At 73.1% G+C, this 19,974-nt stretch carries 17 protein-coding genes; 12 read left to right on the top strand and 5 right to left on the bottom strand.

Annotated elements, in window-relative coordinates; genetic code table 11:
- Positions 1–110: 110 nt before the first annotated feature.
- The gene (locus BM237_RS21030) at positions 111–329 is read right to left on the bottom strand and encodes a hypothetical protein (protein ID WP_093851273.1); all 219 of its coding nucleotides are present in this window, start codon (positions 327–329) and stop codon (positions 111–113) included.
- 196 nt (positions 330–525) lie between these two features.
- Between BM237_RS21030 and panD the strand changes: the two genes are divergently transcribed.
- Positions 526–942, top strand: coding sequence for an aspartate 1-decarboxylase (gene panD, locus BM237_RS21025; RefSeq protein WP_093662665.1), 417 nt, complete (start codon positions 526–528; stop codon positions 940–942).
- Positions 943–1,048: 106 nt separating this feature from the next.
- On the opposite strand, the gene BM237_RS21020 is transcribed toward panD, so the two are convergent.
- Positions 1,049–2,275: a trypsin-like serine peptidase gene (locus BM237_RS21020; RefSeq protein WP_093851272.1), complete on the bottom strand. Its 1,227-nt coding sequence runs from the start codon at positions 2,273–2,275 to the stop codon at positions 1,049–1,051.
- 284 nt (positions 2,276–2,559) lie between these two features.
- On the opposite strand from BM237_RS21020, the gene BM237_RS21015 reads away from it, so the two are divergent.
- From BM237_RS21015 to BM237_RS21005, 3 genes are all read left to right on the top strand, one after another.
- Positions 2,560–4,578 carry an IucA/IucC family protein gene (locus BM237_RS21015; RefSeq protein ID WP_425443724.1) on the top strand — a complete coding sequence of 673 codons (2,019 nt, stop codon included), beginning with the start codon at positions 2,560–2,562 and terminating at the stop codon, positions 4,576–4,578.
- Between the two features lie 38 nt (positions 4,579–4,616).
- Complete coding sequence (locus tag BM237_RS21010) at positions 4,617–5,378, top strand: GNAT family N-acetyltransferase (RefSeq protein ID WP_093851270.1); 762 nt, start codon at positions 4,617–4,619, stop codon at positions 5,376–5,378.
- Between the two features lie 67 nt (positions 5,379–5,445).
- Positions 5,446–7,509 (top strand): ATP-dependent DNA helicase, encoded by a 2,064-nt coding sequence (locus BM237_RS21005; RefSeq protein ID WP_093851269.1) that lies wholly within the window; start codon positions 5,446–5,448, stop codon positions 7,507–7,509.
- Positions 7,510–7,728: 219 nt separating this feature from the next.
- Here BM237_RS21005 and lexA read toward each other — a convergent pair whose 3' ends face one another.
- The gene (gene lexA, locus BM237_RS21000) at positions 7,729–8,535 is read right to left on the bottom strand and encodes a transcriptional repressor LexA (protein ID WP_093851268.1); all 807 of its coding nucleotides are present in this window, start codon (positions 8,533–8,535) and stop codon (positions 7,729–7,731) included.
- A 407-nt stretch (positions 8,536–8,942) separates the two neighbouring features.
- Between lexA and nrdR the strand changes: the two genes are divergently transcribed.
- Complete coding sequence (gene nrdR / locus BM237_RS20995) at positions 8,943–9,566, top strand: transcriptional regulator NrdR (RefSeq protein WP_245793880.1); 624 nt, start codon at positions 8,943–8,945, stop codon at positions 9,564–9,566.
- A gap of 118 nt (positions 9,567–9,684) precedes the next feature.
- Positions 9,685–12,552: a vitamin B12-dependent ribonucleotide reductase gene (locus tag BM237_RS20990; protein ID WP_093851267.1), complete on the top strand. Its 2,868-nt coding sequence runs from the start codon at positions 9,685–9,687 to the stop codon at positions 12,550–12,552.
- A gap of 135 nt (positions 12,553–12,687) precedes the next feature.
- Here BM237_RS20990 and BM237_RS20985 read toward each other — a convergent pair whose 3' ends face one another.
- The gene (locus BM237_RS20985; RefSeq protein ID WP_093851266.1) at positions 12,688–13,218 is read right to left on the bottom strand and encodes a TerD family protein; all 531 of its coding nucleotides are present in this window, start codon (positions 13,216–13,218) and stop codon (positions 12,688–12,690) included.
- 289 nt (positions 13,219–13,507) lie between these two features.
- Here BM237_RS20985 and BM237_RS20980 point away from each other — a divergent pair, with 289 nt between their 5' ends.
- The 6 genes from BM237_RS20980 to BM237_RS20955 all read left to right on the top strand — a co-directional run bounded on the left by BM237_RS20980 (position 13,508) and on the right by BM237_RS20955 (position 19,262).
- On the top strand, positions 13,508–14,284 hold the full coding sequence (locus BM237_RS20980; RefSeq protein WP_217655898.1) for an SDR family oxidoreductase: 777 nt from the start codon (positions 13,508–13,510) through the stop codon (positions 14,282–14,284).
- 72 nt (positions 14,285–14,356) lie between these two features.
- Positions 14,357–14,965 carry a YdbC family protein gene (locus BM237_RS20975; protein WP_093851265.1) on the top strand — a complete coding sequence of 203 codons (609 nt, stop codon included), beginning with the start codon at positions 14,357–14,359 and terminating at the stop codon, positions 14,963–14,965.
- 100 nt (positions 14,966–15,065) lie between these two features.
- Entirely contained in the window at positions 15,066–15,788 is a 723-nt protein-coding gene (locus BM237_RS20970) for a histidine phosphatase family protein (protein ID WP_093851264.1), read from the top strand.
- A 215-nt stretch (positions 15,789–16,003) separates the two neighbouring features.
- Positions 16,004–17,767 carry a DUF4153 domain-containing protein gene (locus tag BM237_RS20965; protein WP_093851263.1) on the top strand — a complete coding sequence of 588 codons (1,764 nt, stop codon included), beginning with the start codon at positions 16,004–16,006 and terminating at the stop codon, positions 17,765–17,767.
- A 129-nt stretch (positions 17,768–17,896) separates the two neighbouring features.
- On the top strand, positions 17,897–18,574 hold the full coding sequence (locus tag BM237_RS20960; protein ID WP_093851262.1) for a ribonuclease HII: 678 nt from the start codon (positions 17,897–17,899) through the stop codon (positions 18,572–18,574).
- Positions 18,575–18,641: 67 nt separating this feature from the next.
- On the top strand, positions 18,642–19,262 hold the full coding sequence (locus BM237_RS20955; protein WP_093851261.1) for a hypothetical protein: 621 nt from the start codon (positions 18,642–18,644) through the stop codon (positions 19,260–19,262).
- Positions 19,263–19,298: 36 nt separating this feature from the next.
- Here the strand turns inward: BM237_RS20955 and BM237_RS20950 are convergent, their stop codons facing one another.
- Positions 19,299–19,946: a hypothetical protein gene (locus BM237_RS20950; protein ID WP_093851260.1), complete on the bottom strand. Its 648-nt coding sequence runs from the start codon at positions 19,944–19,946 to the stop codon at positions 19,299–19,301.
- Between the last annotated feature and the right edge of the window lie 28 nt (positions 19,947–19,974).

Raw genomic sequence — 19,974 nt, 5'->3', positions numbered from 1 at the left:
ACTGTGAAGCTCTCAACCGCCTGTGCGGCGACATGGCAGCCGGCCGTCAATTAGTTGGCGGTCGGCTGTGTAATTTCCGGAATTCTTCACTGAGGTTTCCTCAACGAGGTTCATCGCCATGTGTTGTTGAGGACGAGGGAGGCTTGGGCGGTGGTGCCGATGCGGCTGGGCCTGAGCGTCACATGCTGCAGGGCGCGCCGACGCTGTTTGAGTTCGGCGGCGGCGCGTTCGCCGAGCGCGCGGATGCCGCGCAGCAGCCGGTTGTGGGCGCGGGTGTCCGCCGCCAGGGGTGAGGCGATGTCGGGGTGCGGGCGGAAGGATGTGTGCACGCCGAATGCCGGCGCCGGTGTAACCCGCGTCAGCCAGGGGCGGCAGCCCGTAGCGGGCCGCGGAAGACGGCGGCGGGCCGACCGTGATCCGGGTCACGCTCCACCGGGCGGCCGGGGACGCGGCCGTACGATGGGCGGGACGGCGCGCATCCCGCCCCGGGAGCGCGACCCTACCCACCTTCGAGGAGTCGGCACCGTGCTGCGCACCATGTTCAAGTCGAAGATCCACCGTGCCACGGTCACCGAGGCGGATCTCCACTACGTGGGGTCCGTCACGATCGACGCGGACCTGATGGAGGCCGCCGACCTGCTGCCCGGAGAGCTGGTCCATATCGTCGACATCACCAACGGCGCCCGCCTGGAGACCTACGTCATCGAGGGACGGCGCGGCTCCGGGGTGATCGGGATCAACGGCGCGGCCGCGCATCTGGTCCACCCCGGGGACCTGGTGATCCTCATCAGCTACGCGCAGATGGACGACGCAGAGGCCCGCTCCCACCGGCCCGCGGTGGTGCACGTCGACGCGGACAACCGCATCGTGGAGCTGGGCAGCGACCCGTCCGAGCCGGTGCCCGGCAGCGACACGGTGCGCAGCCCGATGGCCATGGTCTGACCATCCGGCGCACCGTCGTCCCGCATCCGCGGACAGGACAGGCCGAGGGCCCCGCCGCATCCCTTCAGGGAGCGGCGGGGCCCTCGGCCTGTCGTCTCCGGCGCGCTCAGCTCCCGCCGGCGAACTTCTCGCTGACGCCCTCCAGGACGCCCTCGGCCTCCTCGCCCAGCCGCGGACCGGCCAGCCAGGTGTGGTCGATCGTGCCGATGGAGGTGACCGACACCAGCGTCCGCTCGCCGGAGCCCCCTTCGGCGAACCAGCCGCCGCCGGAGGAGCCGCCGGTCATGGTGCAGCCGATGCGGTACATCGTGGACTCCGACTCGCTCAGGGTCAGCCGGCCCGGACGGTCGGTGCAGGTGTGCATGGTGAGCCCGTCGAAGGGCGGGGCGGCGGGGTAGCCGTAGGCCCGTACCGAGGAGAGCGAGGCCACCGACGGCTTGCCGAAGTCGACCGGTACGGCGGTGCCGACGGTCTCCTCCAGCGACTTGCCGCCCTTGTCCTCGGCCTCCACACGCAGCACGGCGAAGTCCTGCGAGGCGCCCAGACCGCCCGTCTCGGCGCCGTTGGAGATCCAGTGCTCGGTCGTCTGTGCCCAAGTCGCCCAGAACACGCCGTGCGGCGCGACCTCGGTGGGGGAGGCCTGCTCCAACTCGGAGGCCTTCAGCGCCGAGTCGTTGTAGGCGGGCACGAAGACGACGTTGCGGAACCAGCCGCCGTCGGAGCCCGCGTGCACGCAGTGCCCGGCGGTGGCCACCAGATCGGACTTCCCCGGGCTGCGGGGGTCCTCGACGACGGTGCCGGAGCAGACCATGGGGCCCTTGGGGGTGTCCATGAACACCTTGCCCACCGCCGGGGCGTTCTCGCGGTACGGCGCCGTGACCGGCCGGGCCTTCTTCGGCGCGGGGTCGGGGTCGGTGACGCCCTCGTCCCCCTCACCGCCGGTGCCGCCGCCCGTACCGCCGTCGTCGACGTCGGAGTCGACCCTGCGGTCGTTGTCCTCGGCGTCCTTCATCCGGTCCGGGTCCCACAGGCCCTCGATGATCGGGTTGACGAAGTCCCTTGCCTCGCGCAGCCAGTCGTCCTTGTCCCAGTTCCGCCACTCCCCGTTCTTCCACTTCTCGGGATCGAAGTCCTTCAGGGCGGCGGGCAGTTCCTTCGGCAGGCGGAGACCGTCGATGCCGGGTCCGCCCTTCCCGTCCGGTGCGGTGGCGCTGGGACTGGCCTGCGCACCGGTCTCTTCGTCCGCGGGACCGCACGCGGCGGCGGTGACGGCCAGGGCCGCGGCGATCGCCGTTGCGGCCAGCGCGGACCGCCTCCTGCTCGTAGCTGACATGGACTGAGAATCCCCCTGAGACGGAACGCTGCGCCTACCGGCCTGCCATGGGCCCCGCCGAGCGAGGCGGGGCCCACTATGCCGGTGCTTCGGGGGACGGTGTACGGCGGGTCCGCGGTTCCAACTCGCCCGGGAGACGGGGATCTCGCCCCGGACCGTGATCCGGCGGGGGCACCGTCGTTGGTACGGGCGAGGACACGGTGGCGCTCCTGCCGGCGACGCCGTGCCACGGGAACCGGACGACCACGCACCGGTGCGGTGCCCTCACCCCCAGGGAGACTTCCGTGAACGCATGTCCCGCTCCGGACGGGATGACGACGCAGGAGGCGGCGGACCCGGCGGGAGAACGGCCCGCCGTGATCGCGGACCCCGCCGTATCCACCGAGCCCGCCGTATCCACCGAGCCCGGCGTACCCCGGCAGCCGTGCCGCGTCGTGCCGCCGGCGCACACCGGTGGGCGGGAGGCAGACGACCCGCTGGAGCACCCCGACCCGGTCGCGGCCGCCGACGCCGCGGCCGCCGAGAACCTGCTGCGCTGCTGGATGCGGGAGAACGACCTGCCCCGGCCCGGCGGTACCGGAGGTCCCGAGAGAGCAGGCGGTTTCGGAGGCGGGACCGTTCTCCGCGTCGCCCTGGCCTCCTGCGGCCTGGTGCTGCGAGTACCGGTCCGTCACTGGTCCGCCACCGGCTGGCACCGCTTCGGCCCGCCGACGCTGGAGGGCGCCGCGCCCGGCACCGCCCCCGTCGACGCGGTGACGCTGGCCGCGCTGCTGGCGCGGGAGGCCGCGCACCGCGGCCCCACAACCCCAAAGCCCGCGGTGGGGGAGGGCGCGGAACTGGTCGGCCGGGTCGCCGACTCCGTACGCCGCACCGCAGTCTTCCTCGCCGACCGCCGCGCCCGCCCCGAGAGGCCGCCCACCGCCGACCCGTTCCTGGACGGCGAGCAGTCCCTGATCCTGGGGCATCCGCTGCACCCGGTGCCCAAGAGCCGCGAGGGCATCACCGACGCGGAGGCGCGCGACTGGTCCCCGGAGCTGCGCGGATCCTTCCCCCTGCACTGGATGGCCGTCGACCGCTCCGTCCTGGCCTCCGACTCCGCCTGGACCGACCGCGGCCGGACCGTGCCCGCCGAACGGATCGCCGCCGAACTGGCCGGGCCCGGGCTGCGCCTGCCCGAGGGGACGGTCCCCCTTCCGCTGCATCCCTGGCAGGCCCGCGAGGTGCGGCGCCGCCCCGCCGTCGCGGCGCTGCTGGAGGCCGGTCTGCTGCACGACCTCGGCCCGCACGGCGACCCCTGGCACCCGACATCCTCCGTGCGCACCGTCCACCGGCCCGGCGTACCCGCGATGCTCAAGCTCTCGCTGGGCCTGCGGATCACCAACTCCCGCCGGGAGAACCTCCGCAAGGAACTGCACCGTGGGGTGGAGGTGCACCGGCTGCTGCGCACCGGCCTGGGCGCGCGCTGGCGGACCGCCTTCCCCGGCCGCCCGGGTTTCGACATCGTGCGCGACCCCGCCTGGATCGCCGTCGACGGCGGCGACGGCGACGGCGACGGGGAGCCGGTGGCCGGACTGGACACCGTCATCCGCCACAACCCCTTCGGGCCCGGCGACGACGCCGTGTGCCTGGCCGGGCTGACCTCCCCCCGGCCCTGGCCCGGCGATCCCCGCGGCGCGCTCCGCTCCCGGCTGGCCGATGCCGTCACCCGGCTCGCGGCCGGTACGGGACGGCCGGTGGCCACCGTCGCCGCCGAGTGGTTCCTGCGCTACCTCCACACCGTCGTCCGCCCCGTGCTGTGGCTGGACGCCGAGGCGGGCGTCGCCCTGGAGGCGCATCAGCAGAACACCGTGGTCCTGCTCGACGGCGACGGCTGGCCGGTGGGCGGCCGCTACCGCGACAACCAGGGCTACTACTTCCGCGAGTCCCATCGCGAGGCGCTCCGGCGGCGCCTGCCGGGCATCGGCGCCGACAGCGACACCTTCGTCGCCGACGAGGTCGTCGACGAGCGCTTCGCCTACTACCTGGGCGTCAACAACCTGCTGGGTCTGATCGGGGCGTTCGGTTCCCAGGGACTTGCCGACGAGGGTCTGCTGCTCGCGGCGCTGCGCCGCTTCCTCGCCGGCGCCGACCGCCCCGGCGGCGGTGCCGGCGGGTCGCCGCTGCCCGCCCTGCTGCTGGACTCCCCAGTCCTGCGGTGCAAGGCCAACCTCCTCACCCGGCTGCACGGACTGGACGAGCTGGTCGGGCCGGTGGACACCCAGTCCGTCTACGTCACCGTCACCAACCCCCTGGTGAAGCCCTGAACCGTCCGGGCCGCCTGACAACTTACGGAGGCACCACCATGACCACCGGTGTTCCACCGGCCCGCCCCGCACCCGCCGTGCCCGCTGCCGCGCGCGTCCCGGCGGGCGTGACGCTCCCGCCCACCGGCGGCGCCCCCGGCCCGCGGCTGCCCGTCGGCCCGTCCGTCGGCCCGTCCATCGGCCCGTCCGCCGCGCCGTACGGCACCGCGCCGGAGTCCGCGTCGCGGCCGGATCCGCTGGACGCCGTCGCCGACTGGGGACCGGTCACCACGGCCGCCGGGGTCTTCCGGCTCGTCCCCGTCCGCCTCGAACGCGATCTGCGGCTGATCACCGCCTGGATGAACGACCCCGCGGTGGCGGCCTTCTGGCACCTGGCCGGCCCCGCCGGGGCCACCGCCGCGCACCTGCGTGCCCAGATCCGCGGCGACGGGCGCAGCGTGCCGTGCCTGGGGGTGCTCCGCGGTGTCCCCATGAGCTACTGGGAGGTCTACCGCGCCGATCTCGACCCGCTCGCCCGGTATCACCCGGTGCGCCCGCACGACACCGGACTGCACCTGCTGATCGGCGGCGCGGCGGACCGGGGCCGCGGTGTCGGCACGGTGCTGCTGCGGGCGGTCTCGGACCTCGTCCTGGACCGGCGGCCGATGTGCGGCCGCGTCATCGCCGAGCCCGACATCCGCAACGTCCCGTCCGTCGCGGCCTTCCTGCGGGCGGGCTTCCGGCTGGCCGCCGAGACCGACCTCCCGGGCAAACGGGCCGCCGTGGTGGTCCGCGACCGGGCACTGCGCCACGCCCCGTGACCCTCCGGGTGGGCAGCGGGCCGTACCGGGCACGGCTGTCGGCGGCACCGCGTAAGGTGGCGGTCCTATGACCAAGCCCGCCCTCACCGACCTCCTCCACGCCGCGGTCACCGCCGTCGGAGGCACCGAGCGACCCGGCCAGGTCGCCATGGCCGAAGCCGTGGCCGAGGCCATCGACAGCAACGTCCACCTGCTGGTCCAGGCGGGCACCGGGACCGGCAAGTCGCTGGGATACCTGGTGCCCGCCCTGGCACACGGTGAGCGCACGGTCATCGCGACCGCGACGCTCGCCCTGCAGCGGCAGCTGGTCGAACGCGACCTGCCGCGTACGATCGAGGCCCTCCATCCGCTGCTGCGCCGCCGTCCCGAGTACGCCATGCTCAAGGGACGTTCCAACTACCTGTGCCTGCACCGCCTCCACGAGGGGGTGCCGCAGGACGACGAGGACGGCCTGTTCGACCCCTTCGAGGCGGCGGCCCCCACCAGTCGGCTGGGCAAGGACCTGCTGCGGCTGCGGGACTGGGCGGACGAGAGCGAGACCGGTGACCGCGACGATCTCACCCCGGGCGTCTCCGACCGGGCCTGGTCCCAGGTGTCGGTCTCCTCGCGGGAGTGCCTGGGCGCCACCCGCTGCGCCTACGGGGCGGAGTGCTTCGCGGAGGCGGCGCGCGAGCGGGCCAAGCTCGCCGAGGTGATCGTCACCAACCACGCGCTGCTGGCCATCGACGCCATCGAGGGCGCGCCGGTGCTCCCCGGCCACGAGGTCCTGATCGTCGACGAGGCACACGAACTGGTCTCCCGGGTCACCGGGGTGGCCACCGGCGAGCTGACACCGGGCGGGGTCAACCGGGCGGTGCGCCGTGCGGCCAAGCTGGTCGACGAGAAGGAGGCCGACCGGCTGCAGACGGCCGCGGAGGGCTTCGAGCGGCTGATGGAACTGGCGCTGCCGGGCCGGCTGGAGGAGATCCCCGAGGATCTCGGGTACGCCCTGACGGCGCTGCGCGACGCGGCCCGCGCGGTCATCACCGCGCTGGGCAACACCCGCGACCGGTCCGTCCAGGACGAGGACGCCGTCCGCCGCCAGGCCCTGGCCTCGGTGGAGAACGTCCACGTGGTCGCCGAGCGCATTGTGCAGGGGGCGGAGCACGATGTCGTCTGGTACGAGCGCCACGACCGCTACGGCGCCTCGCTGCGGGTCGCCCCCCTGGCGGTCTCCGGGCTGCTGCGGGAGAAGCTGTTCGAGGACCGGTCGGTGGTCCTGGCCTCCGCCACGCTCAAGCTCGGCGGGGACTTCGACGGGGTGGGAGCCTCCCTGGGGCTGAGTGCCGAGGGACGGGTCACGGAGACCGGTGGTGCGGCCGAACACCTCGGGGAAGCCGGGGGCGCGGGCGCCGCCGACGGGGACGGCGCCGACGGGGACGGCGAGGCGGAGACGGACACCGGAGTCCCGCGGTGGCGTGGGCTGGACGTCGGCTCACCCTTCGACTACCGCAGGCAGGGCATCCTCTATGTCGCCCAGCATCTGTCACCGCCCGGCCGGGAGGGCAGTCGCGGCGACATGCTGGACGAGCTGACCGAGCTGGTCCAGGCGGCCGGGGGGCGCACGCTCGGGCTGTTCTCCTCGATGCGGGCCGCCCAGGCGGCGGCCGAGGAACTGCGCGGGCGGCTGGATGTCCCCGTACTGCTGCAGGGCGAGGAGACCCTGGGCGAGCTGATCCGGCGCTTCGCGGCGGACGCCGAGACCTGTCTGTTCGGGACGCTGTCGCTGTGGCAGGGCGTGGACGTGCCGGGCCCGAACTGCCAGCTGGTGGTGATGGACCGTGTTCCGTTCCCGCGCCCCGACGATCCACTGATGAGTGCCCGGCAGAAGGCGGTGGAGGAGGCGGGCGGCAACGGCTTCATGGCCGTGGCGGCCACCCACGCCGCGCTGCTGATGGCGCAGGGCGCGGGCCGCCTGGTGCGGGCGACGGGGGACCGGGGTGTGGTCGCGGTGCTGGACCCGCGGCTGGCCAGGGCTCGCTACGGGAGTTTTCTGCGGGCCTCGATGCCCGACTTCTGGTACACCACCGACCGCAACCAGGTGCGCCGTTCGCTGGCGGCCATCGATACCGCGGCCAAGGAGGGCGTGTAGAGCCCCGGTGAGGCAGGGCGGCCGCGCAGGGCGGGCGGCCCCCGGCCCCGGTCGGCGGAAGCCCGGCGCAGGCCCGGCACAGGTCCGGAGCCCCGGGCCTGCCGGAGCGGACCGGAGCGCAGGGCACAAGCTGGGCCCCGGGACCGGCGCAGTGGTCCCGGGGCGGTCCGTTCCGGCCGTCGTGCGGCCGTCTCGTGAGGTCGGCGTGGGGCCGGCGCGTCAGACGCGCCGCAGCACTGCCACGACCTTGCCGAGGATGGTTGCCTCGTCGCCGGGGATCGGCTGGTAGGCGGCGTTGTGGGGGATCAGCCACACATGCCCGTCCTCGCGCCTGAAGCGCTTGACGGTCGCCTCGCCGTCCAGCATGGCGGCGACGATGTCGCCGTTCTCGGCGACCGGCTGGCGGCGCACCGTGACCCAGTCGCCGTCGCAGATCGCCGCGTCGACCATGGAGTCGCCGACGACCTTGAGCACGAACAGCTCCCCGTCGCCGACGAGCTGGCGGGGCAGCGGGAAGACGTCCTCCACCGACTCCTCGGCCAGGATCGGGCCGCCGGCGGCGATCCGGCCGACCAGGGGGACGTAGGAGGCGGCGGGCTTGCCGGTGGTGTCGGTGGTCTGGCTGGTGGGCGCGTCCGAGGCGCGCACCTCATAGGCGCGGGGGCGGTGCGGATCGCGCCGCAGGAAGCCCTTGCGTTCCAGGGCCATCAGCTGGTGGGCCACGGAGGAGGTGGAGGACAGGCCGACGGCCTGGCCGATCTCCCGCATCGACGGCGGGTAGCCGCGGCGCTGCACCGAGTCGCGGATCACCTCGATCACCCGGCGCTGCCGGTCCGTCAGCCCCGAGCTGTCGGCGCGGATGCCCGGTGGACGGCCCGGCAGCGAGCGAGTGGGCTTGAGAGCCTCCGCACCGCCGACCGCGCCGTCGGACGCGCCGGGGGCGGTGTTTGCTTCCTGCACATGATCGGCGCGGCCCCGGGAACGGTCCCGTGCGGCGATGGTGGCGCTCTCTGCGGTGGTGGTCACGTCGGCCCCTCTCAAGCGGTTCTCCCTGGTTGGACAACGGTATGTGCTTTCGAAAGGTTGCGCCAAACACACGTTCGAGTGAAATTTCGCAGATTGGCTGACGTGATCGACGAGGGCGGTGTATGGGCTGCGGAGCGCCTCCGATCGCTACGGTAGCCTCTCGTACGTTTGCCGGTCCGGCGTTTCCGACACGCATGGCGTGTTCGTCAAGCAGCCACCAGATGTAGTGGTTAGATGTTCGGCGGCTACCCAGAAGTTGTGGTCCCCCGGTCCTGAGAGGCGGCGGGTATCACCTATGCTGGTGGCCGCTTTCGAGGCCCGTTCACCGGGTACTCGAACGCGTGTCCAATGCTGTTCTGCTGCGCCGCTCATGCTGCGCCATCGAGGGTGAAGGAGGGTGGGAAGCGATGCACTGCCCCTTCTGCCGGCACCCCGACAGCCGCGTCGTCGACAGCCGCACCACCGACGACGGCACCGCGATCCGCCGACGCCGTCAGTGTCCGCACTGCTCCCGCCGCTTCACGACGGTGGAGAACGCGTCCTTGATGGTCATCAAGCGGAGCGGGGTCACCGAGCCCTTCAGCCGGGACAAGGTGATCGCCGGGGTGCGCAAGGCATGCCAGGGACGCCCGGTCACCGAGGACGCGCTCGCCAAACTGGGCCAGCGGGTCGAGGAGGCGGTACGCGCCACCGGGAGCGCCGAGCTGTCCACACACGATGTCGGGCTGGCCATACTCGGCCCGCTGCGGGAACTGGACCTCGTGGCGTATCTGCGCTTCGCCTCCGTCTACCAGGCGTTCGACTCGCTGGAGGACTTCGAGGCCGCGATCGCCGAGCTGCGCGGGGAGCGGGCCTCCGCCGACCGCGTCGCCTCCGGCGACCGTGCCGGCGGAGGCGACGCGGCCCCGGGCAGAACCACGGCCGCGGGAGGCGGAGGCCGCGGTGGAGCCGGGGAGACCGGGGACGGAAGTGACGGCGGGGGCGGCGAAAGCCCCGCCGCCCCGCCCGCGCCACTGGCCGCCGGGAACTGAGCGGCCCCGCACGGACCGGACCGGACCGGAGCGCGTCGCGCTCCGGCCATCGAAACGAACACCACACCCCGGGAAGCGCGGGGTGTGTCAGGGCGTTATGCCTGTACAGGGAGGCGGAATGACAGAGACGACGAGCGACCCGGCACGAGGGGCCCGGTCCAAGGGGACCAAGGCCGCCAAGGGTCTGCGGATCGAGCGCATCCACACCACCCCCGGGGTGCACCCGTACGACGAGGTGGTCTGGGAGCGCCGTGACGTCGTCATGACCAACTGGCGCGACGGCTCGGTCAACTTCGAGCAGCGCGGCGTGGAGTTCCCCGACTTCTGGTCGTTGAACGCGGTCAACATCGTCACCAGCAAGTACTTCCGCGGTGCCGTCGGCACGCCCCAGCGCGAGACCAGCCTGAAGCAGCTCATCGACCGCGTGGTGAAGACCTACCGCGCCGCCGGTGAGAAGCACGGCTACTTCGCCTCCCCGGCCGACGCCGAGATCTTCGAGCACGAACTGGCCCATGCCGTGCTCCACCAGGTGTTCTCGTTCAACTCCCCGGTGTGGTTCAACGTCGGCACCACCCAGCCCCAGCAGGTCTCCGCCTGCTTCATCCTCTCCGTCGACGACTCCATGGAGTCGATCCTGGAGTGGTACAAGGAAGAGGGGATGATCTTCAAGGGCGGTTCCGGCGCGGGCCTGAACCTCTCGCGCATCCGCTCCTCCAAGGAACTGCTCTCCTCCGGCGGCAACGCCTCGGGCCCGGTCTCCTTCATGCGCGGCGCCGACGCCTCCGCCGGGACGATCAAGTCCGGCGGCGCCACCCGCCGCGCGGCCAAGATGGTCGTCCTGGACGTGGACCACCCCGACGTCGAGGCGTTCATCGAGACCAAGGTCAAGGAGGAGGAGAAGGTCCGCGCCCTGCGCGACGCGGGTTTCGACATGGACCTGGGCGGCGACGACATCACCTCCGTCCAGTACCAGAACGCCAACAACTCCGTCCGCGTCAACGACGCCTTCATGAAGGCCGTCGAGAGCGGGTCGAAGTTCGGCCTGCGCGCCCGGATGACCGGCGAGGCCATCGAGGAGGTCGACGCCAAGGCGCTGTTCCGCAAGATGGCCGAGGCCGCCTGGGCCTGCGCCGACCCCGGCATCCAGTACGACGACACCATCAACCACTGGCACACCTCGCCGGAGAGCGGCCGCATCACCGCCTCCAACCCGTGCAGCGAGTACATGCACCTGGACAACTCCTCGTGCAACCTGGCCTCGCTGAACCTGATGAAGTTCCTGCGCGACGACGACGCCGGCAACCAGTCCTTCGACGCCGAGCGCTTCGCGAAGATCGTCGAGCTGGTCATCACCGCGATGGACATCTCCATCTGCTTCGCCGACTTCCCCACCGAGAAGATCGGCGAGACCACCCGCGCCTTCCGCCAGCTGGGCATCGGCTACGCCAACCTCGGCGCCCTGCTGATGGCCACCGGCCACGCCTACGACTCCGACGGCGGCCGTGCGCTGGCCGGTGCGATCACCTCCCTGATGACCGGCACCTCCTACCGCCGCTCCGCCGAGCTGGCCTCGATCGTCGGCCCGTACGAGGGCTACGCCCGCAACGCCGACGCCCACCAGCGCGTCATGAGGCAGCACGCCGACGCCAACGCCGACGCCAAGCGCATGGACGACCTGGACACCCCGGTGTGGGCCGCGGCCACCGAGGCGTGGCAGGACGTGCTCCGGCTGGGCAAGAAGAGCGGATTCCGCAACGCCCAGGCGTCCGTGCTGGCCCCCACCGGCACCATCGGCCTGATGATGGACTGCGACACCACCGGCGTCGAACCCGACCTGGCCCTGGTCAAGTTCAAGAAGCTGGTCGGCGGCGGCTCGATGCAGATCGTCAACAACACCGTGCCCAAGGCCCTCAAGCGGCTCGGCTACCAGCCCGAGCAGGTCGAGGCGATCGTCGAGCACATCGCCGAGCACGGCAACGTCATCGACGCCCCGGGGCTGCGCCACGAGCACTACGAGGTCTTCGACTGCGCCATGGGCGAGCGCTCCATCTCCCCGATGGGACACGTGCGGATGATGGCCGCCGCCCAGCCGTTCCTGTCCGGCGCGATCTCCAAGACGGTCAACATGCCGGAGTCGGCCACCGTCGAGGAGGTCGAGGAGATCTACTTCGAGGGCTGGAAGCTCGGCCTGAAGGCCCTGGCGATCTACCGCGACAACTGCAAGGTCGGCCAGCCGCTCTCCGCCAAGAAGAAGGAGGGCAAGGGCGAGGGGCAGCCCGAGGCCGAGAAGGTCGTCGAGTACCGCCCGGTGCGCAAGCGCCTGCCCAAGGGCCGGCCCGGCATCACCACCTCCTTCACCGTCGGCGGTGCCGAGGGCTACATGACCGCCAACTCCTACCCGGACGACGGCCTGGGCGAGGTCTTCCTGAAGATGTCCAAGCAGGGCTCGACCCTCGCGGGCATGATGGACGCCTTCTCGATCGCCGTCTCGGTGGGCCTGCAGTACGGCGTGCCGCTGGAGACCTACGTCTCGAAGTTCACCAACATGCGCTTCGAGCCGGCCGGTATGACCGACGACCCGGACGTGCGGATGGCGCAGTCGATCGTCGACTACATCTTCCGCCGCCTGGCGCTGGACTTCCTGCCCTTCGAGACCCGCTCGGCACTCGGCATCCACTCCGCCGAGGAGCGCCAGCGCCACCTGGAGACCGGTTCCTACGAGCCCGCCGACGACGAGCTGGACGTCGAGAGCCTGGCCCAGTCGGCCCCGCGCCGGGTGGAGCCGCCCAAGGTGGTGAGCGGCACCTCCGAGCCGCAGGCTCCGGCCCCGGCGCCGAAGGAGGCGCACAGCTCCACCGAGCTGGTGGAGATGCAGCTCGGCCTCAACGCCGACGCGCCGCTGTGCTTCTCCTGCGGCACCAAGATGCGCCGCGCGGGAAGCTGCTACCTGTGCGAGGGCTGCGGCTCCACCAGCGGCTGCAGCTGACCTGCGGTGCGGCGGCGGGCACCCGCCGCCGCACCGAGGGGACGACCGGAGGGTGCCGACCGGAGCGGTCGGCACCCTCCGCGCCGTCCGCGCCGTCCGCGCCCTCCGGCGCCGGACCGCGAGCGGGCCGGGCCGTCAGACGGGAGCGCCGCCCATGAGGCGGGTGAAGGACTCCGGGTCGGCGTCGAACCCGCGCAGATGCTCGCGGAACTCCCAGGCGCCCGTGCCGTTGCGGGTGAACTCCGCGACGGTGGCGGCCGTCGCCCCGGACACGCCGGAGAAGTCGTGCTCGGCCAGCTCGACGTACCCCTCCCTGATCCGCACACCGGTGCGCGCTATGTCGCCGAACGTCCGGCGGCCGCTGTGCTGCTGGACAGCCACGCCCACGACCACCCGGGCGTAGGAGGAGGCCAGCCGGCCGAGCTCCAGGGTCATGACCTCGTCGTACCCGAGCCCCAGACCGGTCCGACTGTCCCTGCTGAGGCCGATGGTGCCGTCGGGCGAGCGGCTGTCGAAGTGCACGACGTACGCGGGCTCGCCGTGCGGGGCGTCCGCGGTGTAGGTCGCGGCGATGATGTCGAGGTCGTGGGGCGAGGACTCGGAGGGGCTGGGGTCCCACCTGACCGCCACCTCGACCTTCTCCACCCCCTTGTTGGGACTGCTCACCAGGCTCCCCTTCCTAGGAACTGAGCTGCTGCGGGACACGGCCGCCCCCGACCCGGGGCCGGCGCGGTGCGAACGCCATGACAGCACATCAACTCTCCTTGCTACCAGGCTGTCTGTCCACGGCGCCCGGCCCCGGCCCGGTGTGTGTGGGGCGTACGGGCGGGATGCCGCGTCCATGGGGGCCCGTCCGTCCCGGTCGGGGAAGGGAAAACGCGGACGGCGCGGACGGCGCCGGACGGCGGGAACGACAGGGAGAGGCGGACGAGTGGTGGAACCCGTGGAGCCCGGAATGGATGTGGAGGCCCCCGTACTGGTGACCGGCGGCACCGGCACACTCGGCCGCGCCGTGGTGCGCGGGCTGCTGGCGCGGGGGCGCGCGGTGCGGGTACTCAGCCGCCGCCCGCGCCCGGTGGGCGGCCGTGAGCCGTACCAGTGGGCTACCGGCGACCTGGCCACGGGCGAGGGCGCCGACGCGGCGGTGACGGGCGCCGGTGTGATCGTGCACTGCGCGACCACGCTCGGACGCGGCGACGTGGCCGCGACCCGGAACCTGGCCGAGGCCGCGCACCGCGGGGGGAGCCGTCCGCACCTGGTGTACATCTCCATCGTCGGGGTGGACCGGGTGCCGCTGCCCTACTACCGGGCCAAACTGGCGGCCGAGCGGGTCGTGGTGGAATCGGGCCTTCCCTGGAGCATCCTGCGGGCCACCCAGTTCCACGACCTGATCGCCAGGATCACCGACGCGCAGCGCCTGTCGCCGGTGGCACTGGCGCTGGCGGGGGTGTGCTTCCAGCCCGTGGCCGCCCAGGAGGTTGCCGAGCGGCTGGCGGCCCTGGCCACCGGCGAACCCGCCGGGCGGGTACCCGACATGGGCGGCCCCCGGGTACGCGACCACGCCGAGCTGACGCGGGCGACGCTCGGGGCACGCGGCCGCCACCGCCCGGTGCTGCCGCTGCGGCTGCCGGGGGCGGTCTTCCGCGGTTACCGGGCGGGCGGCCACCTGGCGCCGGACCGAGCGGTGGGCCGGATCACGTACGAGGAGTATCTGGCGGGCACGGTGCGGTGAGGCGGGGCCCGCCGGGACGGAGAGGGCGCGAAGCCATGCGATCGGTCACGGGGATGGCCGTACGATGGCGCGGTGCTGGTCAAGTGGATGCGCTGCACGGTTGTGGACCGACGAGGCTTCGAGCGGGGGCAGCGGAAGTGGGCCGGCCTGCTCGGCGAGCCGGGCTTCCGCGCGCAGGGCGGCGGCTGGAGCCGTTCCCGGCCCGGTGTGGCGCACCTCTTCGGCTTCTGGGAGAGCCGGGCCTTCTACGACTCGTTCATGGCCCGCTCCCACGACCGGCTGGCGGCGTCGCAGAACGGCACCTACAAGGACGCCCAGGTCCGGCTCTTCGAGTACCGCTTCGATGTGAAGGTGGGGTTCCGTCCGCAGTTCACGGACGCGGACCTGCTGCGTGTCGCCCACTGCCGGGTGCGCCGTGAGCGCATCGAGCACTACACCCTGATGCAGGAGAAGGTGTGGAACCCGGCGATGGCCGGGTCGCCCGGGATGCTGCGGGGGGTCTTCGCGCAGGCTCAGGCCGAGGACGAGTTCCTGGTGCTGTCGATGTGGGACTCGGCGGCGGAGCACGGCAAGTACCGCACGGAGCGGATCGAGCGGCTGGCGCTCCGCGCCCAGCTGGGCGCGGACGTCGCGGCGGTCGGCGGGGACGTGATCGACCTCGAGCCGTCCTGGACGGTCTGACGCCGGTGCCGGTGCCGGTGCCGGTGTCGGTGCCGGGGGTGAGGGCTGTGGCCGGACTCGTGGTTGGGCCGTGAGGCCTTTGCGCGCCTAGGGTGGGGGCATGGCACGACCCCGGCGCATCGTCCTGGTCCGGCACGGCGAGTCGGAGGGAAACTTCGACGACGCGGTCTACGAGCGGGTGCCCGACCACGCCCTGAGCCTCACCGAACGCGGATTCCGGCAGGCCGAGGCGACGGGAGAGCGGTTGCGGGCGGTCTTCGGCGACGAGCGGATCTCGGCCTACGTCTCGCCCTACCGCCGCACCCACCAGACCTTCCGCGCACTGCGTCTGGACCCGACGCGGGTGCGGATGCGCGAGGAGCCCCGGCTGCGCGAGCAGGACTGGGGCAACTGGCAGGACCGCGAGGACGTACGGCGGCAGAAGGCGGCGCGCGACGCGTACGGGCACTTCTTCTACCGCTTCGCGCAGGGGGAGTCGGGCGCGGACGTCTACGACCGGGTCGGGGCCTTCCTGGAGAGCCTGTGGCGCAGCTTCGAGTCCCCCGACCATCCGCCGAACGTGCTGCTGGTGACGCATGGGCTGACCATGCGGCTGTTCTGCATGAGGTGGCTGCACTGGACGGTCGCGGAGTTCGAGTCGCTGTCCAACCCGGGCAACGGGGAGATGCGGGCCCTGGAACTGGGAACGGACGGGCGCTACCACCTGGACCGGCCGTTCGAGCGCTGGTGCACCCCCGAGTCGTACGCCGGGCCCTACGAGGGGGAGTCCGGGGAGACGTACGGGATGTCCGGGGTGCGCGGGCGTCCCGGAAGGTTCCGGTGAGGCGCTGACGCCGCGGCGGGTGTGCGCCGGACCGCCGGACGCGCGCCGGGTGGATTCCTTGTCCTCCCCCCGTCCTCCCCCTTGTCACCGCTCTGTCACAGAGCGACGCTCGGGATGCGGGTGCGCGCTGGGGGCGCACTACGGTGGCGCCCGAGCCGTCGCGTTGATCACCGCACGGCGGTGGGGGGAAGACGTGGTGAGGGGGAGGGAAGCCCATGTCCGATCAGCCGTCCGGCGTGCCCGCGGCGAACGGGGCGAACGAGGTGGACGACACTCCGCCGAAGGGTGCTGTCCGAGGGGAGGACAGGCGCGAGGAGGACAGGTACGAGGAGGCCCGGCGGGGGGAGGCCGCCGCCCCCGGTGGCGCCGAGTCGCCGGAGAAGTCCGTCCGGACGACGGGAAAGCCCGCCGCCCCGGACGGACGGCGGCCCGGCGCGACCCACGGCGCGACCCACGGGGCATCCTCCTGGGCCGCGTACGAGCCACCGCCCCCGCCCGCCTGGGTGACGGCCGCGAGGCCGGAGGAACCCGGGCCGATCGGCACAGCCGCGCTCTGGGCGGTGCTGGCCACCGGGGTGTTCGCCGGGCTGCTGCTCGGTGACGGACTGGGCCTCAACGTGCTGCTGGCCGCTGCGCCGGCCGCCCTCGCCGCGTACTTCGCCGGGCGGGCCGCGGGGCGCGGTGTGCGCCCGTGGTCGCTGGTGTGGGCCGCCGGCGGAGCGGCACTGCTGCTGGTGCCCGCGCTGCGGGACGCGGGGTGGCCGACCTTCCTGGCGCTGGCGGCGGCCCTCGCGTCGGGGTCACTGGCACTGCACGGCACGCGCACCTGGCGCGGAACGCTGATCGGATGTGTCGGGGCGGTCGGCGAGGTCCTGCCGGGCGCCCTCTGGGTCTGGCGGGGGCTGCGCGAGCGGGCGGACGGTTCACGCGACCGTTGGTGGCCCGCCGTCCGGACGGCCGGCGTCGCGGCCGTGCTGCTGGCCGTCTTCGGTGCGCTGTTCGCGGGGGCGGACGCGGCCTTCGCGGACCTGCTGGCCGGGCTGGTGCCCGAGGTGTCGGTGTCGGACGGACCGGCGCACACCCTCCTGTTCGTCCTGGGGCTGGCGGCCGCGCTGGGAGCGGCCCGCACCGCCGCGGCCCCCTGGCGCTGGGACCGCGTCGAGGGCGGCCGGGGGCGTCCCCGGGGGCGCATGGAGTGGGCGCTTCCCCTGATCGTGCTGAACGCCCTGTTCGCCGTGTTCATCGCCATCCAGCTCGCCGTCCTCTTCGGCGGTTACGACAAGGTGCTCGAAGAGACCGGGCTGACCTACTCGGAGTACGCCCGTCAGGGCTTCTGGCAGCTGCTGACCGTCACCCTCCTGACCCTCGCCGTGATCGCGCTGGCCCTGCGCTGGGCGCCGCGCGGCGCGGCCCGCGACCGTACGCTGGTCCGCGCCGTCCTGGGCGTCCTGTGCGCGCTGACCCTCGTCGTGGTGCTCTCGGCCCTGCGCCGGATGGAGCTGTACGTCGACGCGTACGGCCTGACCAGACTCAGGGTGTCCGTGGCCGGGGCCGAGCTGTGGCTCGGTGTCGTCATCGCCTTGATCATGGCGGCCGGGGTGTTCGGCGCGCGCTGGCTGCCGCGCGCGGTGGTGGCGAGTGCGGCGGGCGCCGTGCTGTGCTTCGGACTGGTATCGCCGGACGCACTGGTGGCCGAGCAGAACGTGCGGCGCTTCGAACGTACCGGGCAGATCGATCTGGCGTATCTGAAAGGGCTCTCCGCGGACGCCGTACCGGCCCTCGACGCCCTGCCCGAGCCCCAGCGCTCCTGCGCACTGCGGGACATCGCCGACGAGGTGCTCGGCGGGGACAAGCCCTGGTACGCGACCAGTTACGGCGAGGCGCGGGCCCGCGCCGTGCTCACCGAACGTCCCGCCGACCGGACCACTTCCCCCTGCGGGCGGCTGGACCGGGAGGGGCGGAGCCTCGAGTCCCGCTGAACCGCGCCGAGGCGTGCCGGGGCGTACTGGGGCGTGTCGGGGCGTGCCGGACCGTACCGGCGGGCGGCGGGAGATCCTCCGGCCCCGGGGGACATCCCCCGGGCGGCGGGGCGTACCCTGGCTGACGCCATGCCGTACGAGCCTCCCACCCACCGCGTCGAACGTTCCCTGCGGGCCACCACGGGAGCGAAGGTCGTCGCCGGGATCGACGAGGTCGGCCGGGGCGCCTGGGCGGGGCCCGTCACCGTCTGCGCGGCGGTCACCGGGCTGCGCAGGCCGCCCGACGGGCTGACGGACTCCAAACTCATCGGGCCCGCCCGCCGCACCGAACTCGCCGGACGGCTCACCGACTGGGTGACCGCCCACGCGCTCGGGCACTCCTCCCCGGAGGAGATCGACGAACTGGGCATGACGGCCGCCCTCCGGCTCGCCGCCGTGCGTGCGCTGGAGGCGCTGCCGGTCCGTCCCGACGCGGTGATCCTCGACGGCAGGCACGACTACCTGGGAGCGCCCTGGCGGGTCCGTACGGTGGTCAAGGGCGACCAATCGTGTGTCCCGGTCGCCGCGGCATCCGTGATCGCCAAGGTGCACCGGGACGCCCGTATGGCCGAACTGGGCTTTGAGTACGCCGAGTTCTGCTTCGACCGCAACGCCGGTTATCCCTCGCCCGTCCACCGTGCCGCCCTCGAGGAGCTGGGGCCCACGCCCCACCACCGGCTGTCGTGGTCGTATCTGGACGCGCTGCCGCGCTGGCGGCACCTGAAACGGGCGCGTGCCGAGCGGACCGAGCAGATCGGCCTCTTCTGACTCGAAACCGAATCTTTTTCCGAACCCGCTGACGCGTCCCGCACCGGCGTTTGATAGACAACACCCCATGCCGCACAGCTCCGAGGAGCCCAAGATCCACCCGAATGTCCCCGGCCCCCGCAACATGACGGGCACCGCCCGGGCCCCACAGGTTCCCCGCCCCTCCGCACCCGTTCCCGGTCCCCGGCCGACGCCGCAGCGGGCCGACCGCAGCCGTCCCGTTCCCGGCAGGCCGGCCCCGGCCCGTAGCGCCGGGCCCTCGCGCCCCGCGCAGGAGGCGGCGGACGCGAAGGCGGATCCGGGGAAGGCCGCACCGCAGATCCAGCTCGTCGAGGCCGCCGACGCCACCGCGGTCGAGGTCGCGGACGAGGCCGTCGACAGGCTGCTCGACGAGGGCCGCTCGCCCGCCGACGTCCTGGTGTTCACCACCGGTGAGCAGCACCCCTGGGCGCAGCACGAGCTCACCTTCGGCGAGGACGCCTACTGGCGCCAACAGGCCGAGGGCGATGACGTCTTCTACGCCCACGCGTCGGCCGCGGAGCGCACCACCGGCCGTCCGGTCGTCGTGCTCGCTGTCAACGGCGGGACGGACGAGCAGGCTGCCCGGGCACTGCCCGCCGCCCTTGCCAGGACAGGGTCGCGGCTGATCGTCTGCGGCGATCCGGGCCGGCTGCGCACCCTGCTCTGAATCGGCGCTCCGGCCCGCGGCCCGCCGCCCGGCGGGTCAGCGGGCCGTCGTACTCCGCCGCGCCCCGGGGTGCCCCGGGTCCTTCTTCCCGGGGCTGTTCCTCCCCGGGCCGCCCTCCTCCGCGGCCTCGTCTCCCGGGCCACCGCTTTCCGGCCGTGTGCCCCAGGCGGCGGGGCCGCCGACGTACGGCCGTCGTCCGCCGCGGTCCTCGCCGAGCACCTGCCAGCCGGTACGGGTCAGTGTGATGTACGCCCCGCACCGCAGGCCGTGCAGTATGCAGGCGTCGCGCAGCCCCCACATCCACGCGCCGTCCTCGTCCCTCCAACCCGAGCCGTCCTCGCGGCAGCACAGCAGGACGGCGGTCCGCGAGGGCCTGCGGCGGCGCAGGTCGTGAGGGACGATCCTGCGCAGCTGGGACAGCAGGACGTTGCGGCACTCCCAGCCGTCCGGAGTGGAGTTGGTCCGCGAGAACGACGCGCTGGCGATGATCCGTTCGTCCGGGCCGAGTACCGCGACGACGGAGGTGGCGGGCCCGGGCCGGTGGCGGGTGTGCAGCCCGGCGACCAGTTCGCGCGGGCTGCGCAGCAGAGGGATTCCGGCGGCGGCCCACTGGGCGGGTTCGAGAAGGCGTCCGGCGTGGGACGGGGTCTCGGCGGGCGGCGGTGAGACGAAGCCGACGGTCATGGTCCTCCCTCCGTGGCACCGCACCAAT

Source organism: Streptomyces mangrovi, from assembly GCF_900114215.1.
GTDB classification, from domain to species: Bacteria; Actinomycetota; Actinomycetes; order Streptomycetales; family Streptomycetaceae; genus Streptomyces; species Streptomyces barkulensis.
The sequence above is the reverse complement of the archived record's forward strand: the minus strand, read 5'-3'. Positions and strand labels throughout refer to the sequence as shown.

Bases quoted from the DNA above. Each gene is read 5' to 3' on its own strand.
- BM237_RS20965 (WP_093851263.1), top strand. From the start codon at position 16,004: ATGTCCGATCAGCCGTCCGGCGTGCCCGCGGCGAACGGGGCGAACGAG.
- BM237_RS20960 (WP_093851262.1), top strand. From the start codon at position 17,897: ATGCCGTACGAGCCTCCCACCCACCGCGTCGAACGTTCCCTGCGGGCC.
- BM237_RS20955 (WP_093851261.1), top strand. From the start codon at position 18,642: ATGCCGCACAGCTCCGAGGAGCCCAAGATCCACCCGAATGTCCCCGGC.
- BM237_RS20980 (WP_217655898.1), top strand. From the start codon at position 13,508: ATGGATGTGGAGGCCCCCGTACTGGTGACCGGCGGCACCGGCACACTC.
- BM237_RS20990 (WP_093851267.1), top strand. From the start codon at position 9,685: ATGACAGAGACGACGAGCGACCCGGCACGAGGGGCCCGGTCCAAGGGG.
- BM237_RS21020 (WP_093851272.1), bottom strand. From the start codon at position 2,275: ATGTCAGCTACGAGCAGGAGGCGGTCCGCGCTGGCCGCAACGGCGATC.
- BM237_RS20970 (WP_093851264.1), top strand. From the start codon at position 15,066: ATGGCACGACCCCGGCGCATCGTCCTGGTCCGGCACGGCGAGTCGGAG.
- nrdR (WP_245793880.1), top strand. From the start codon at position 8,943: ATGCACTGCCCCTTCTGCCGGCACCCCGACAGCCGCGTCGTCGACAGC.
- BM237_RS20950 (WP_093851260.1), bottom strand. From the start codon at position 19,946: ATGACCGTCGGCTTCGTCTCACCGCCGCCCGCCGAGACCCCGTCCCAC.
- BM237_RS21005 (WP_093851269.1), top strand. From the start codon at position 5,446: ATGACCAAGCCCGCCCTCACCGACCTCCTCCACGCCGCGGTCACCGCC.
- BM237_RS21010 (WP_093851270.1), top strand. From the start codon at position 4,617: ATGACCACCGGTGTTCCACCGGCCCGCCCCGCACCCGCCGTGCCCGCT.